This is a genomic window from Clostridium sp. ZS2-4 (genome assembly GCF_026719745.1).
GTDB lineage: Bacteria > Bacillota > Clostridia > Clostridiales > Clostridiaceae > Clostridium_H.
In genome coordinates, this window is the sequence record NZ_JAPPRQ010000049.1 from 1 (window position 1) to 15,020 (window position 15,020).

Below are 15,020 nucleotides of genomic sequence, written 5' to 3' on the forward strand. Positions count from 1 at the left end.
GGCGTATAATCTTATTTTTAAATTCTGATTCGTATCTTCGTTTTTTCATTGTCGTAACCTCTTTTCTGAAATAAATTATATCATTTATTCGACTGAGGTGTTACAACTTTAGTATACCACTACACTTAGAGAAGTAATTGAGCATTTGTTTTAAATACCTTTTGTTCATTTTATCAGCATCCTTTTTATGCGTGTTTTTAGCAAAACTTATCATAAAAAGGATGCTTCTATTATTCAAATCTTTTCTCTATAATTTCTAATAAAAATCGGAATTTATCATAAACAATTTATAGCTTACAACAATTATGCTAATTGTTCTTCTAATATTCCAGTTAAATTCAACTTATCAATTCTAGCTTTAATTTCTTTAATATCTGTTGTATATAATCCCTGCTCCTGCATTCTCTTGAAGTATTCTGCTCCTGCAAAGGTATATCTGTTGCGTCTTCCTTCTACAGTCATCATTTTATAATTTGCATAAGCTATAATGTCTCCTATTGCTGTACTTCTCGGAAGTATTAGCATTGGCATTCCAAGAGTATATCTCACTGAATTGTGTCCTGCTAAGGAACCTGTACATATTGCTTCAGTATGCCCTACAAACAATCCAGCCTTCTCTCCAGCACAGAATAAATTATCTATTCCTTTTACCTTCATATCATCAGTTCTTGGAGCTACTGAAAGATATCTTATTGAGTTTCCTTTTCCCCCTGCATATGGGTCAATGTATTTTGCTGATTCAAAACCTTTTATTTTCCTCAACTTTTCAAGCGGATAATATGTTGTCATCAATTTGACATGTCCTGTATCTAAAAGTATTAAGTTCTCTGCAAATTCTTTTAATGCATATTGCTGACAAACTTTAGACTTTAGCTTATCTAGGTTTATGTCTTCTGGAGGTACTTTTGCAATATACACACCTTTTTCTTCTAATTCTTTAATTATTTCAGGATCTAGACTTTCTTTGCAAAGCTTGCAAGAACCGCTAAAAGCTCCAAAAACATCTACTTCTCTTTCTCCTTGGAGATCATCTACTCCTGCCCTTGCACTTATGCTTACTCTCGGACCAAAAGCCGGACATCTTAGTGTACACATAGAACATCCATTACCATAACGCAAACAATTCCCCATAGGTCCTGTTGACCCTGTAGTTTCAATAAAAACATCACCATCTATATAAGTTCCGTCTGACAAGTATATACCTTTAATTTTACTACCTTCTTTTTCTATATCTACAACTCTCGTTACAAAATTTAATTCTACTCCTATTGATTTTAAATAATTCCTTACTTCTGGTTCAATCTTATTTACATCATAAAGCCATGCATGTTTATGCCCTGGGAAATCCATATTTTTATGTCTGCTGTTTTTGTCAGTTAAATGTATTAACTCTCCACCTCCAAGTGCTATAAGCTCTTCAGATGCTGTAAATCTTCCGTTGTTCCTCATTATTCCGCCCACATTGCCAAGTCCTAAAAGCATATCTGTCTTTTCATACAGGCTTACCTGTGCACCTGCGTTTTTAGCTGTAATTGCTGCAGCACAACCAGCCCATCCACCTCCTATTACAATAACCTTCATATTAATCTTCTCCCTTCAAAGATATATTTAGGATCAGTTTGTAACTTACAAAGTCTTTTTACTATGTGCCCTTTAAATCTTGCAGTACATGCACCACAAACTCCTTCTCCACAGCACATTTTTGCATTGTTGCAGCAAGAATAACTTACACTATCATTTAAATATTCCATGACCTTATAAATCAGAATATCAGCTCCAGCACAATGGACTAAATTAACATCATTTTCCTTCAATAATTTATTCAATATGTTTTTTAATTCTTCTGTTATATATCCACATGCAAAGGTATTGCATTCTATTACCTGTGCACTGCACATCTCTAAGTATTCTTTGATAAATATTTCATTGTAATTTGCTTTATCAATAATTACAGTTATTTTATTTCCATTTGAATATAGTTTTTTCATGACTGGTATCATTGGTGCCTGCCCTATGCCTCTAGCAATTATAATAGAATGAGCATCTTTACTTTTGTATACATGTTTTAATCCTAAAACCCCATTCCAAAACGGTCCTTTTACTAAGATATCTTCATCTTCATTTAGTTCATCCACTTTTTTAGTTTTTGCACCCTTTATTTCTATGGCAGTTTTTATAGTATTTTCCTGTAAATCTACATCCATTATAGAAAGGGGTGCATCATAAAATTGATCAGTAGACGGATTTCTTAAAAACACGAAACTTCCTGGACGCACTAATGCTTGAGCAAGTTTATGACTAGTTCGTATTGTTAGAATTATCAAATCATCTTCTAGTTTTTCTTTCCTAATTATCTTACATTTAAAATTTTTTCTTCCTTCTTTTGCTTTCATACCATTCCAAACATATTCCTGATATATACATGTTCCTTTCCACTTTACACAGTCACAAAAGGATTTGCCGCAAAGTTGAGAACACAAAAGGCAATCCCCTGTTTCTGCCAGGTGGCAAGGACATCCATTATGTATAAAAACACGATATTATGGAAAAAACATGTAATCAACTTCAAAAAGTACAATGCTAATAAAATAAGTCCCAAAACTCCTGGAGAATGGATTAAATTTCATAGACTGCACAATGGTTGGTCTCAAATGGAATTAGCTCTAAAATTAGGATTAAATGAAAAACAAGGTAGGTATTTAATTAAAGATTATGAGACGAGAGGATTATGTCCTCCCAAAGAACTATCTATAAAATTAGCTAAGTTGTTTAATCTAAATACTAAATATTTTTATGATAATTACTATGAATTTATTGATAGTGATTATGCTACTCTGCTAAAAAACTGGAGAAATAAAAATAAATTAACTCAAAAGCAAGCTGCATCTTTAATATGTGCAACCTATGAAACTTGGAACTCCTGGGAAAACAAAAGAATTATTATATCAAGAAAGTGTTATGAAAAACTAAAGAAAATATTATAAATCAATTAGCAACCTAAATAGGAGCCTGATGGCTCCTTTATTATTGAAATTGATTCATTATATTTTGCTATTATGTATCAATTAAATTATTTGTTCAGTACAATAAATTAGAAGATTGTGAAGCATTATTTTTATGTTCATTAGCCTTTTACGGAAGACCCATGTAATGTCAGTTAAAGTACTATACTGACCTATCAACTCATATTTTTAACTTATTATGATTTCTTCAAAATCTAATTTATATTTAAACGGATTCATTTTACTTTTAAACAATCTAACTTTATTATCTTTACAGTATTCAAAAATTTCTCCAAACAAATTACTTTCTATACGACAGCCTACATATATAGCAGTCGGCTTTGTTGTTTGTAGCATTTCAACATCAGAGACACTATCAAAAGTAATTCTCCATTCATTCTCGTATTCCCATTGTAAAGATTTAGTGAATAACACTTTGCTAAGATTAACTATTTCATTTTCTCCATTTCCAAAAGATGGCATAGTATCAGTATATAATGCCGGACATAATAATGGATATTTATCAAATAATTCAGTAGTCCTATATTCAATACAAAATCCTTTATGTTCATTAGCATAATGACTCCACATAAGTAATGAATCTTTTTCTTCTGATAAGCAACATACATTATAATTTCTTTTAAAGTCAATTACTGTTTCTAGTGTACTATTATAAAAAGTCCAAAAATCATGTTCCTTTGGCAATGTGTTATTTTCAACATCATTCAAGATTGAAGAATAATCTTCCCCCATTAACATACTATATGTTTCTACTGCAATTTTTGGATCAACATTATTGTGAAACTCAAATGGATCATTAAACATGTAAAATTTAACTGCTGATAATTTATTATCTTTTAAATTATTAATGTCTCTTTTACTTCCTGATCTATATTTATATAAATTTAATATTTTTCTTCTATTAATCTCAACTTTTAAATTGTAATGCATCTTTGGATTATAATTAGTCCATGCATAAACTTGATTAAAAAACCTTTCTCTCCATTCTCTATTGTTTAACATATACATCTAAATCCTTTCGCTAAAATATACTATTCCATAAACAGATTAGAATTACTTCATTTTTGTTTAATTAAATTCTATAATTAGATTACCATTTAAAATTGTATTGTTCTACATTGTTGACACTTTTGACCAGTATATAATACACTTTTATACTCCATTTCTTTATATTGTTTAATAATAATGTATGTCCAATTATACCATATTTAATATTAAAATGTATATTATGTTAAAACATCAGCATTAACCCATACTTAATTGATTTTTAGAGGGATATTCACCACATAAAAAAGGAGCCTTAAGCTCCTAATCCTTTTATCATATTTTCTGTAATTCTAATCTTATCTTGTATAGCTTCAATATATAATTGATCATCTACTTCATTTAGTCTATTCTTATAATAATTCAAGTAACCATATAAAGCTAGAATCATTATATCTTTTTCCTCTTCAGTACATGCCATTATTCCTTCCATAATCTCACCTCATTGCAATAATCAACATGAATACTATAAATTATTCATGTTGATTATTGCAATGAATTTAAGATATAATATAGTATATTGCATAAAAAGGAGTTATAAAATGAAAAGAAAGATAGGATTATTACTAAGATTATTAGGTATTATATTAGTGATTATTTCTATAGGCGAAGCGATTAATATCATAGAGCCAACTACAGCGAAAATAATAAGAGCAATAGGGTTCTTAACGATATCCATAGGTATAATTTTTGCATTAAAATCAAATAAAAGCCTATGATTCGGACAATTACGGATTATAGGCTTCCTTTAGCTTTGGTTAAAACGCAATGCAATGACAAAAATCATAAATTTTAATANGGAAATAAAAGCTGAATAACCTTCCTCATATTTAATATAATTTAGACTTTGAAATCTCTTAAGATTCATTAAATCTTCTAAGGTATATCCAAATTGGCTTAGCTCTTCTTTTAATTCTGAGTAGTTTACCTTATCTGAGCCAGCTATTAATATATAAGAAGTATTAGCATTTCTAAGTTTATCTCTTATTCTTAATTGATTAATATACATAGTAGATAATATAAACTTAATTCCGAACTTAGCCGTCTTATCCAATCTACTGCCTATAAATCTCTCTGCATTTTCAAGTTGTGCTATTTCATCTGTAATTACATTAACTGTTTTTCTCATGTATCTATCTGATATTTTTTTAGCCCTAATTTGTCCTGCTAAATATAATTTAGTAATCCAATAAGTCATAATTATGTCTCTTTCTTGCTCTGTAGGAAAAGTATCTTCTGGCATCTTTATAATTATTAATTGATTCTTTTCCATCTCATTTACCAAGTTAATTGTATTATCACTTTTCTTATTTAACATAAGCTCCATAGCTGTATTTCCTTTAAGGATATAAATTCTATCTAATATGCCAGATATATAGCTCATATGTGTACCTATCTTTTCTGCTGGCTTATCCTTAGTTGCTCTACTCCATTCATCTAGTTGCTCAAGATATTCTATACTTTCACTCAGATATTCTTTTAGATCACTAGGTACATTTTTTATATATTCTTCTCTTTTTGTATGATTCTCAAGAACAGTAAATATATCTCCAGTGGCACCATTTTGTGAATAAACTACATGAGCCGCAGATTTAAGATATCTATCCATCCTTGGTGCCAATTCTTTATTATCTAAATTAACTGCATTAATTAAGTAAGCAAGTAAATTTGCTTGCTTTTTAAGATTATCATAAATATAGAGAGGATCTGTATTATCACTAGTAGCTTCACAGTAACTAAAAGAAGGTAGATTATGATAATCTGATAAGTCTATTTCTAATATTTTATCTTTAGGAATACACTTTTTTATATCTTCTGCAAGCTGGCAATTTTCAATATAGTCCGGAAGTACTACACATTCATCTGCATCTATACAATTACGTGCTATATTACCTAAAAATGATGTTTTACCAGAACGTGTTGGTCCCACTACTACTGCTGCTAAATTTTTATAATCTTTGTCTGTAGTTAAATAAGCTTTCTGATTATTCCCCTTATACTTGGATATTCCTATTAATTTAGTTCCTTGCTGCAACTGTTTTGGTACTTCACTTTCCAATGTATCTATTTTTTTAATACATTTATGCTGCTCTAAAAGTTCTCTACCCGGAAGTTCTAAAAGATTCTGACATTCATCAGTACTCATTTTATTAATTTCAGCTCCAGCTACTTTAAAAGTATTATAGTAAACATTTTTAGTCTTTAGTTTTTTATAAACTAACTCATTATCCTCGCTTATTGTTTTAAAAGCCTCTAATAACGCTAAAGCATTATTTGTTTTTCTTTCATCATCTACGCTTTCACTCTGAACTATTATTTGAGTGCTCAATATAGTTGCATCTTTTTTCTTAACTGTTGCTTTTGAAATCTCTTTTTTATCATTTATGAGCAAACTTGTTATTGCACTTTCTAGTATTCCTGGATTTTTCTTCTTATCTTTTTTTAGAATATCGTCAAATCCTTCTGCAACGCCTTTAGCAATTTCTATTATTAAGCTGCCTATATACTTTAAAATAAAAGATAAAGATACTATTTCATTATCTATAGATTCATTTTTCTTTATTCTTTCCATAGTTCTATTGTATTTTTTTCTCCAGTTATCTTGTGATACTGGCATAAAGTTATATAATATTCCTACTCTATCATTTTCTTTCATTATCTCTACAACATTTAATATACTATTTAGTGGTTCATTGCATTTTTTATCTAGGTTAAGCGAAAGAGGGTTCTCATATTTATAATGCAAATAATATTTCAATGCTTCTTCTGAAAAATTAGGGATGTGATCTACAATATCAAGAGTAACTTTAGGCCAAGTTTCTATTATTTTTTCTTTAAAAAGATTTTGATAAGTTTCTGGAACTATAAAATAAAAATCTACATTAGTTTTTCTAATATCAATATAGAAACTGCACTTCATAGGTACTTCAATCTTCCATATTTTACTATCTTTTTTTATCCTTTGTTTGATATCTCTATGAAGATTATTTATTGTTTTAGCAATATTTGAAGAATTATAATTCCGGATAGATGTGTCTGGTATTAATCTAAAAATCACATAAGAGGGATGGATTATCTTAAAATATTCACTAATTTTTATTGACTTCATTCTAAACTCCTATTACAGTTATGATTGCATATCCAGTTGCAACCCATCCAGTTATCTTAATCCCCTTTTTCCATCCCATAATCCAAAGAATTATTCCTGCTCCCCCTATAATCACAGCTGCTGGGTAACTTACATTAACTATACCTATCCATATATTCCTAGGATGAAGTACATAATGATTAAACTTATCTATTGCTCCAAAAAACTTACTCAATGTATCATTCAAATTTTTCAAAACTTCAATTTGTTCTATGTTAATTAATGGATTTTTAGGTGTATTAACAGGAGCGTGGTATTGTCCTCTTTCAATAAATTTTTCTAATCCTTCTATAAACAACATACTATACACCTCCATCAACTAAAAGATTTAATTAAATCTAAAATGTGAAGAAACATAACAAGTGCAGCAAAACCTATACCATACTTAGTTGCAACTTTAATTACATCTTTAGTTTCACCTTGCGTAACTTCTCGAAGAATATCCTTGCCACCATAAATCGCAATAATCCAATATCCAACAATTATTAATAGTTTCCAAAAGGTATTTCCTATACTGTTAGCTCTATTAATAGCATCATCTAAACCATTAGTAGCAGCATATGCTGGTTTAGTAAATAAATTATAAGTTATTCCTATAGTAAAAGTTCTTCTTAAAATATCTTGTATTACTTTTTCAAACTCTTTAGCTTGCTGTGTCTTTAAATTTCTTTTGCAATACATAACAACAATTTTCATAAATCCCTCCTGAATAAAATTACTAAAAATGAATAAACTAACTTTAAATATTGTTTACGAAAGGATGTTTAGAATGTTCTGGGTTGGAATAGGATTAGTAGCAGTATCAAGTACAGTTTTAACTTTTTTCTATTAATTGTAAATAAATTGTTAACTTCTAATAAAAATGTACGTGGACTAGCATTTTTTAAGTTTCTCCAGCATAAGCTAAGAGTGTAGCGACGTAGCGAAAGCAAGAAGCACACTTTTAGCGGCGTGGGGTAAGTCTAGCCTTAAAAGCTAGGCTTATTTTTCATGCTTTTTTTACACAAAATTGCTCTAACGCCCCCTCCAAATGTTTATATTTAAGATAAAACCTTATTCCATTTTCTAAAAAATCACATCTACCTTCTTTGCTTACTTTTACACACATTTCTTCAAATATTGCTCCTAAATGCTTATACTTAGCATAAAATTTTAAAGCGTCTTTAATATACCCGCTTTTATCTGAATGGCTTATAGTTTCTGTATATAATTTTATCTCTTCTTCTGTTTCCTTAAAGCTAGTATTAATTTTTAAAGCCATATTTACCTCCTTTTGCTTACTACACTATTACTATATGCACATGATTGCGTAAAGTTGCTTGTCCTATAAAAAAAGATTGTATCTATACAAATAAAATTTATTAAAAAATAAAGCACCTAAAATTTTAAGGTACTTTATATATAACTTCTTCAATTCTTTTGCCTGTCTTAATACATATACATAGCAATGCTTCACTTCCAGGTTGCACAGCATTATTTTCATATCTGTTATATAACCAAGAATCTATTTCTAAAAATTCCGCAAAATCCTTTTGTTTCTTATATCCCATCTGTAGACGTAGTTCTAATAATTTATTCTTTATAGCCACATTTATCACCTCACATCATCAGTTTACTTTAAAACTCAAGGAATTGTTCTTTAAATATTTTATTTTCAAACTTCCCCTCTCTTATTTGTTGTCTAGCCATTTTAAAAAGCTCTTTCTTTTTTTCTTTATTTGTTCTGAAGAAATATATTCCCATACCTAATTCTATAGGATCATCAATATTAAAATATTTTTCTATCAAATCACATCTAAATTCTAACTCATCATCACTTACCCAATCTTCTTCATCAAAACTTCTTCTACCTATTTCAAGTATTAATTCATCTCTATTTTCTTTTAAAATATTGTATTGATCTTCAGTCATAATTACAGTATTAACAGAATCTAACAGAGCTATTTGAAGCTGATAATTTATTTCAACATCCGATTCTAAATTATCTGGCTCATAATATATTAAACCTCGTTCCTTAAGTTTTTTTAATGATTTTATGTTTCCATTATGCATTCATATTCCCCCTTATGTAAGTATTCTATAAATGGTATAAAATTCCTTTTAATAATTGATTTTAAATCACTTCTTGATCTCTATCATTTAAATTATACAAAAAGAATATAAATGCAATACCTATTAAATCATATACATACTGGTCAAGCTGAAAATATCCTCTCATACAAAATTGACCAAATTCCCATACGAAACTTCCAAATGCGTAACCAATACACGAGAAATTAATACTATCTTTTTCGAATGTATGAAATATGTAAGGCATTACTACTCCTGCAATTAAATGCTCAAAATATCTAAGCGACTGATCATAATTAGGAAATAAATTTATAAATCTAAAAGACTCTATGATAATAACAAATATTATTGCAATTATGACTGGTAATATAGCTTTAAATTTAATATTATATTTTGAGCGCATTGTAAATCAACTCCACAAAATTATTTTACTATAAGCTGGAACTCAACAGTTATAATTATAGTTATAGTCATTTTAGTAGAGTAAGGGAATGAATTTTCATTCCCTCCTCATCAAACCGTGCATACGATTTTCCCGCACACGGCTTTCCGATATTCTTCTTTCTAAGACATTCAGCTTTAAGTAGCTAATTTTACAATGCCATATACTTTAAGATTTATACTCATTTTCCTTAGTCCCCGTCGTCGGGGTCTTATTTGTCTTTTATGATTATTCCAAATAGTGAATTTCTCTATTACGTACCAATCTATTTTATTTAGATGCTTGCTTGCATACTTGAGACCATAGTAATTTTTAAATCCTCTCAACCTTCGGTTTATAATTTTAATCATTTCCTTAATATCTCTTTTGAGCGTAGCTCGGTTATTTAGTATTTGTTTTAATTTCTCCCTCATACTTGTCATAGCTTTCTTACTTGGAAATTGTATAGTTGTTGGATATATTTGTCCTTTCCCATTTTCCTGCATTGTTCTTCTATGATGAAATCCTAAGAAATCAAAACCTTCTTTACCATCCCACAAGTTAACAAACTTAGTTTTCTCGGGGTGTAATTCTAACTCAAGCTTTCTCATTATTAATTTAATTGCATTACATGCATGATTAATTTCCTTTTTGGTTCTTGAAATAACTATAAAATCATCACAATATCTTATTAACGTTCCTAAATGTGAATAATACTTTTCCCATGCTGTATCAAGATAGTTTAAATATATATTTGATAGTAATGGACTAATTACTCCACCTTGCGGTGAGCCGATTAGGCTCTCTTTGTATTCGCCATTCTCTATAATTCCTACCTTTAGCCATTTTCTAATCAGCTTTAGAATTCTTCTATCACTAATTTTCTGTTCTATTAATATCATTAACTTATTGTGATTAATATTATCAAAGTAGGATTTTATATCAGCGTCTAATACCCACCATCCTTTATTATTGCATTTCCTTCTTATTAAATCTAAGGCTTGATGTGCATTTCTTTTTGGTCTAAATCCAAAAGAATTTTCTTTAAAGTTTGCTTCAAATATTGGCTCTATTACTATTTTAGTTGCCATTTGTACTACTCTATCTTTTAGTATAGGTATTCCTAACGGTCTTTTCTTACCATCTTTCTTAGGAATATAAACTCTTTTAACTGGCTTCGGACTATAATTATTATTTGTTAATTCATCTTGTATTTCCTCGAGAAATTTATTTTCTCCATATTCTACAACATCTTTAATAAATATTTTGTCTATTCCACCAGTTCCACCATTTGATTTAACTTGTTTCCAAGCTTTAAATAAGATATCTTTTCTATAAATCTTATCATACAAAGCATGAAATCTACGCTTCTTATTAACTTTGGCACTTAGGTATAGTTTTCGCTGAAGTTCTCGAACTTTGTCTGTGGTGTTGTTAGCTTTCGCATTCACTCACTCTTACCTCCTTTGAAAACTTGAATAAAGTAGAGTCCCTTCCCTATATATAGTTTTGTTGTCTACATAATTACTGGTATTATGGACTCCTCCGACTCCTTCTCTGCAAAATATCAACTTCACCTTGTGGCTTATATGTATTCTCTTTACGGCTATCGCCATGCAGAGGAAGGTCTCTCCAGTTCCGAACCATACTTTAAATACATGTCGCTTCCCTTATACCGAAGGATTCCTCGATGGTGCTTTCCAAGTTCTTCCCATCTTCCATGGTCTTCGCCCATTTTCACTAGGCTCGACTTCCTCTTTTCCTACTTTCATAGTCCTCTTTAACGATACGGCAGAATTCACTTTAAGTTACAACCTGTATTTTCACTCGCCCCCTTTCGGGTTACTTTACCCTCACGCTTCATACCCAGTATTTCTACTACGCATGGTGATTGGCTACAAGGCTTCTTGGCAATTACCTTGACTGGACTTTCACCAGTTAGTATGGGCCAGCTTAGCTGGACGCACTTAAAAACAAAAGTCCTAGATTTAATCTAAGACTTAAACTGTTAATCCCACCAGTAATACATATATTCGCTGTTCCCAACAGTCTTCTTTGTGGCTTGGGCTACATTAAAAAACTTATCTACTATTCTATTGAATATATTTTCAGGAAGATTTATTGGTATATATACACCTTCTATAGTAAAACTATATTCTGTATTATGCTTATCTAATCTTGTGTCGATATTAACATCAAAATAAACATCATTATTTATCTTTAATAATGTAGACGCTGGAGTATTACAATTCCATTCGCGCTTTAAATGTTCATCACTAAAAAACTTTCCTAGTTTTCTTCCTAAAGAGATATGAACAAATCTCATATCATTAAAAGAGTCTTCTTTAAGTATAAATTTGTAATTCTCATCATCTATCTTTTTTTGTAGTTGCAATAGATCCATTAGCTAAAACCCCTTTCTAAATAAAATATACTCTAATATTCTATTTAGGAAGATTTAATATTATGACTATTTACTATCTATAAAGATACTCTAGGGCAACTTTTATTTGAAATGATATATTGAAATATAAATCTTTTATAAGGATAGATATTTGTATAGGAGCTACATTAATTCTATGTATATTACTTCTTATTGCTGTCAATAATTAAGATAGTTGTCATATATTTATTGTCAAGTATCACCTAAAAAAGCCCCAGGCATAATGCCTAGGGCTAACTATTTTATGTAACACATTGTTTTACTATTATGAATAATAAATAATTCTATTTTTACCTGCTTTGCAAGGTGTTTATCATATCATTCTAAGTAATTCATCAAACTCGTAAATTTCTAATTTATGTATTGTTCCTCGTAATTTTATACCATCAGAAAATTTGTCTTTTAAAAATTTATTCTTCCTTATCTGATCAATACTTATAGGATTTTTTAAATCCTTAATCTTGGTAATTCCTATTACTGTTTCTCCATTATCATTTATATATTTTTCCTTTGTTATTCTAGCTAATGCAACGATTTCTTTTTGTTCTCCTGCATTATATCCGAAAATCAAATCTCCTTTTCTTACTTTGTTGCAATATGATTTTGTTGTACCATCTTTCTTAACTGCACACCATTCTACCATTTCTTCAACATTACTATCATCTGTCCAATTCCATCTTTCTTTAGCATTTATCCACCAATAGTTCAATATTAACAACTCCTAACTAATAGTATTAAAGCCCTTATACTGACTTATTTTTTATAAATTAATTATTTTATATTAATGTCCTTTAAATATGTGTAAAAACTGGTTCTTGAAATTTCTAACCTCAGTATTCAATAAACTGAGGCTAAATTTATTTAATGAGCACATCTATCACATGGATCTGATTTTGGACATTCTGACAATGGACCTTCTAGTATTGTTTTACTTCTTGAAATAGTTGGACAATTTTTAGTGTAATGATAAGATTTACCTTTTGGTGTCCAGTATACTGTTTTACTACTTGAAGTTGTGCTAGTATTTGTTTTAGTTGTTGTATTGCTATTCTTTGTGCTAGATTTAGTTGATGATATGGATTTTTTTACCGTAGAACCACTACTATTCTTAGTTGAAGTACCAGTTCCGTTATAAGTATAAGTACCTGGCTTTTTATCAAAAGTAATTTTTTCATTTAATATATCTATAACAGCCTCTATATCTAAATTTTTATTAGTCTTAAATAAAATATAATTTGAGCTCTTTACAACTTTACTATCTTTTTTATTGTTAAAGGCTTATTAATTTTATTATCTGATTTTTATTCTTTATTATCTTCTTTCATTTTAGAAGATTTTTTAATTTCACTATCTAACTTCTGCTTTTTATTATCTTCTATTTTCTTAAATATAACTTGTCTAATTGGTTTTTGTTAAAATAATATCCCCAACCTGTATTCTTAATTGATTGCATTGCATCTGGATTTTCGTTCCAATCAACTCCTCTATCATATATAGTTATTGAAAGCCACATTCCATCTGAAACTACATCAACTTTTTCACCTTTGAATGTAAATCTATCCCAAATTAAAATATCAGTATTGTATACTTTCCTTCCATATATAGGTCTCATGCTATGTATATCCATATCCACATACATAATAAGATATTTAGTAAATCTTTTTCTAACTTCTCTTAATAAATCATAATATTGTAAAAAATTTTTATTAACACTATCAGATATGTTATTCCAATTTAATAAAAGTGAAGATTGAGTAACAAATAATGTATTATCATATTTATCGGGATTTGTTTTGAATTTTTCCCATGCATTATCATCATATATGGGACCAAAGCTCTTAGTAAAATCATATGGTTTTTCATCAAAAATTATATAAATAGGAACTACCATTGGTTTTAAAATATTACCATTTTTATCTTTTACCCCATTAACGAATAAATAAAATACACTTTCCTCACCAAATCCGTGTATATTTTTTAAACTAACCTGTACACTTTTGGATTCTTTAGATAAAATATTTACCTTCAATGGAAACTCTGTATCTGCAAATCGCTCTGGATTATAAGACCTTCCATTAGGACAATATATTGTTATGTCATTAATAGTACTTTTATCTATTTCTGTTCCAAAATTTATTTTTATAGGTGTTTTTTCAAATTCATGCTGAGATACGAATATAGTATCTAAAACGTCTAAATTTTCAAATGAATCTTGCGACTTTTCGTAATCTACTGTTATCCTATAATCTATTTCAATAGGAGGTTCTACTGGCATTGATACTAATATTTTATCTTTGTTTAGTACATTATTTCTAGCTAATGCACTATATTTTTTACTACTGTCAAACTTGTTGTTATTTTTAATAGTAACTTCTTTGTATTTAACAGATGTAACTCTATTAGTAGTCACTATTTTATTATCACTACACTCCTTTTTATTAACCTTTATCACTTTACCTCCTAAATTATACTCTTTTTCATATTTGACATAATCTTGTATGTTAAAGGCTTGTCCATTTTCTGATGCGTCTAAGAAAGCGTCAACTGCATCAGCATGGCTTACATATTTATTGTTTTCATCTTTAAATGCTTCATATTTTCCTGTCTTGATTTTACTTGCAAAATCTTTGTAAAGATCACCATCTTTTTCATTAGATGTATAATCTAAAAAGCTTTCAATTAATTCTGCATTATTGTATTCATAGTTTATATTATTAACCTTTACAACATTACCCACCACCTTTGCATTAGTTATAGTTGCTGTCATACTTAAAGCCATCACTGTTAATAATATTTTTCTTTTTATCATAATGAAAACCCCCTTCAAATTTTGTAATTTTACAATTATTATATAATTTTTGTAACACTTTG

16 protein-coding genes are annotated in these 15,020 nt (G+C 29.1%); 2 read left to right on the forward strand and 14 right to left on the reverse strand.

The window, feature by feature from the left end; genetic code table 11:
- Positions 1–303 precede the first annotated feature (303 nt).
- Positions 304–1,581, reverse strand: a complete 1,278-nt coding sequence (locus tag OIO11_RS08970; RefSeq protein ID WP_268071114.1) for an FAD-dependent oxidoreductase — start codon at positions 1,579–1,581, stop codon at positions 304–306.
- Positions 1,578–2,480: a sulfide/dihydroorotate dehydrogenase-like FAD/NAD-binding protein gene (locus OIO11_RS08975; protein ID WP_268071115.1), complete on the reverse strand. Its 903-nt coding sequence runs from the start codon at positions 2,478–2,480 to the stop codon at positions 1,578–1,580. The genes OIO11_RS08970 and OIO11_RS08975 overlap by 4 nt, the downstream gene beginning before the upstream one ends.
- Positions 2,481–2,522: 42 nt before the next feature.
- Here OIO11_RS08975 and OIO11_RS08980 point away from each other — a divergent pair, with 42 nt between their 5' ends.
- On the forward strand, positions 2,523–2,984 hold the full coding sequence (locus OIO11_RS08980) for a helix-turn-helix domain-containing protein (RefSeq protein ID WP_268071116.1): 462 nt from the start codon (positions 2,523–2,525) through the stop codon (positions 2,982–2,984).
- Positions 2,985–3,191: 207 nt separating this feature from the next.
- On the opposite strand, the gene OIO11_RS08985 is transcribed toward OIO11_RS08980, so the two are convergent.
- Positions 3,192–4,025 carry a DUF2971 domain-containing protein gene (locus OIO11_RS08985; protein WP_268071117.1) on the reverse strand — a complete coding sequence of 278 codons (834 nt, stop codon included), beginning with the start codon at positions 4,023–4,025 and terminating at the stop codon, positions 3,192–3,194.
- 298 nt (positions 4,026–4,323) lie between these two features.
- On the reverse strand, positions 4,324–4,500 hold the full coding sequence (locus OIO11_RS08990; protein ID WP_268071118.1) for a hypothetical protein: 177 nt from the start codon (positions 4,498–4,500) through the stop codon (positions 4,324–4,326).
- A 109-nt stretch (positions 4,501–4,609) separates the two neighbouring features.
- Here OIO11_RS08990 and OIO11_RS08995 point away from each other — a divergent pair, with 109 nt between their 5' ends.
- Entirely contained in the window at positions 4,610–4,786 is a 177-nt protein-coding gene (locus OIO11_RS08995; protein WP_268071119.1) for a hypothetical protein, read from the forward strand.
- 2,391 nt (positions 4,787–7,177) lie between these two features.
- Here the strand turns inward: OIO11_RS08995 and OIO11_RS09005 are convergent.
- The 10 genes from OIO11_RS09005 to OIO11_RS09050 all read right to left on the reverse strand — a co-directional run bounded on the left by OIO11_RS09005 (position 7,178) and on the right by OIO11_RS09050 (position 14,958).
- Positions 7,178–7,516 (reverse strand): hypothetical protein, encoded by a 339-nt coding sequence (locus OIO11_RS09005; protein ID WP_268071121.1) that lies wholly within the window; start codon positions 7,514–7,516, stop codon positions 7,178–7,180.
- A gap of 14 nt (positions 7,517–7,530) precedes the next feature.
- Positions 7,531–7,911: a hypothetical protein gene (locus tag OIO11_RS09010; protein WP_268071122.1), complete on the reverse strand. Its 381-nt coding sequence runs from the start codon at positions 7,909–7,911 to the stop codon at positions 7,531–7,533.
- A 292-nt stretch (positions 7,912–8,203) separates the two neighbouring features.
- Complete coding sequence (locus tag OIO11_RS09015; protein WP_268071123.1) at positions 8,204–8,476, reverse strand: hypothetical protein; 273 nt, start codon at positions 8,474–8,476, stop codon at positions 8,204–8,206.
- 124 nt (positions 8,477–8,600) lie between these two features.
- On the reverse strand, positions 8,601–8,804 hold the full coding sequence (locus tag OIO11_RS09020) for a helix-turn-helix domain-containing protein (protein WP_268071124.1): 204 nt from the start codon (positions 8,802–8,804) through the stop codon (positions 8,601–8,603).
- 28 nt (positions 8,805–8,832) lie between these two features.
- Complete coding sequence (locus OIO11_RS09025) at positions 8,833–9,267, reverse strand: hypothetical protein (protein WP_268071125.1); 435 nt, start codon at positions 9,265–9,267, stop codon at positions 8,833–8,835.
- Positions 9,268–9,328: 61 nt separating this feature from the next.
- The gene (locus OIO11_RS09030) at positions 9,329–9,688 is read right to left on the reverse strand and encodes a hypothetical protein (protein ID WP_268071126.1); all 360 of its coding nucleotides are present in this window, start codon (positions 9,686–9,688) and stop codon (positions 9,329–9,331) included.
- A gap of 176 nt (positions 9,689–9,864) precedes the next feature.
- Entirely contained in the window at positions 9,865–11,157 is a 1,293-nt protein-coding gene (ltrA, locus tag OIO11_RS09035) for a group II intron reverse transcriptase/maturase (protein ID WP_268071127.1), read from the reverse strand.
- Positions 11,158–11,714: 557 nt separating this feature from the next.
- Entirely contained in the window at positions 11,715–12,110 is a 396-nt protein-coding gene (locus tag OIO11_RS09040; RefSeq protein ID WP_268071128.1) for a hypothetical protein, read from the reverse strand.
- Between the two features lie 352 nt (positions 12,111–12,462).
- A complete protein-coding gene (locus OIO11_RS09045; RefSeq protein ID WP_268071129.1) occupies positions 12,463–12,858 on the reverse strand; it encodes an EVE domain-containing protein in 396 nt (131 codons plus the stop codon).
- Positions 12,859–13,524: 666 nt separating this feature from the next.
- Positions 13,525–14,958 (reverse strand): hypothetical protein, encoded by a 1,434-nt coding sequence (locus OIO11_RS09050; RefSeq protein ID WP_268071130.1) that lies wholly within the window; start codon positions 14,956–14,958, stop codon positions 13,525–13,527.
- Positions 14,959–15,020: the final 62 nt, after the last annotated feature.

What these genes read in the sequence shown, in the direction of transcription:
- OIO11_RS08995 (WP_268071119.1), top strand. Translation starts at nt 4,610, where the DNA reads ATGAAAAGAAAGATAGGATTATTACTAAGATTATTAGGTATTATATTA.
- OIO11_RS09030 (WP_268071126.1), bottom strand. Translation starts at nt 9,688, where the DNA reads ATGCGCTCAAAATATAATATTAAATTTAAAGCTATATTACCAGTCATA.
- OIO11_RS08970 (WP_268071114.1), bottom strand. Translation starts at nt 1,581, where the DNA reads ATGAAGGTTATTGTAATAGGAGGTGGATGGGCTGGTTGTGCTGCAGCA.
- OIO11_RS09015 (WP_268071123.1), bottom strand. Translation starts at nt 8,476, where the DNA reads ATGGCTTTAAAAATTAATACTAGCTTTAAGGAAACAGAAGAAGAGATA.
- OIO11_RS08985 (WP_268071117.1), bottom strand. Translation starts at nt 4,025, where the DNA reads ATGTTAAACAATAGAGAATGGAGAGAAAGGTTTTTTAATCAAGTTTAT.
- OIO11_RS09010 (WP_268071122.1), bottom strand. Translation starts at nt 7,911, where the DNA reads ATGAAAATTGTTGTTATGTATTGCAAAAGAAATTTAAAGACACAGCAA.
- OIO11_RS09005 (WP_268071121.1), bottom strand. Translation starts at nt 7,516, where the DNA reads ATGTTGTTTATAGAAGGATTAGAAAAATTTATTGAAAGAGGACAATAC.
- OIO11_RS08990 (WP_268071118.1), bottom strand. Translation starts at nt 4,500, where the DNA reads ATGGAAGGAATAATGGCATGTACTGAAGAGGAAAAAGATATAATGATT.
- OIO11_RS08980 (WP_268071116.1), top strand. Translation starts at nt 2,523, where the DNA reads ATGTATAAAAACACGATATTATGGAAAAAACATGTAATCAACTTCAAA.
- OIO11_RS09040 (WP_268071128.1), bottom strand. Translation starts at nt 12,110, where the DNA reads ATGGATCTATTGCAACTACAAAAAAAGATAGATGATGAGAATTACAAA.
- OIO11_RS09050 (WP_268071130.1), bottom strand. Translation starts at nt 14,958, where the DNA reads ATGATAAAAAGAAAAATATTATTAACAGTGATGGCTTTAAGTATGACA.
- OIO11_RS09025 (WP_268071125.1), bottom strand. Translation starts at nt 9,267, where the DNA reads ATGCATAATGGAAACATAAAATCATTAAAAAAACTTAAGGAACGAGGT.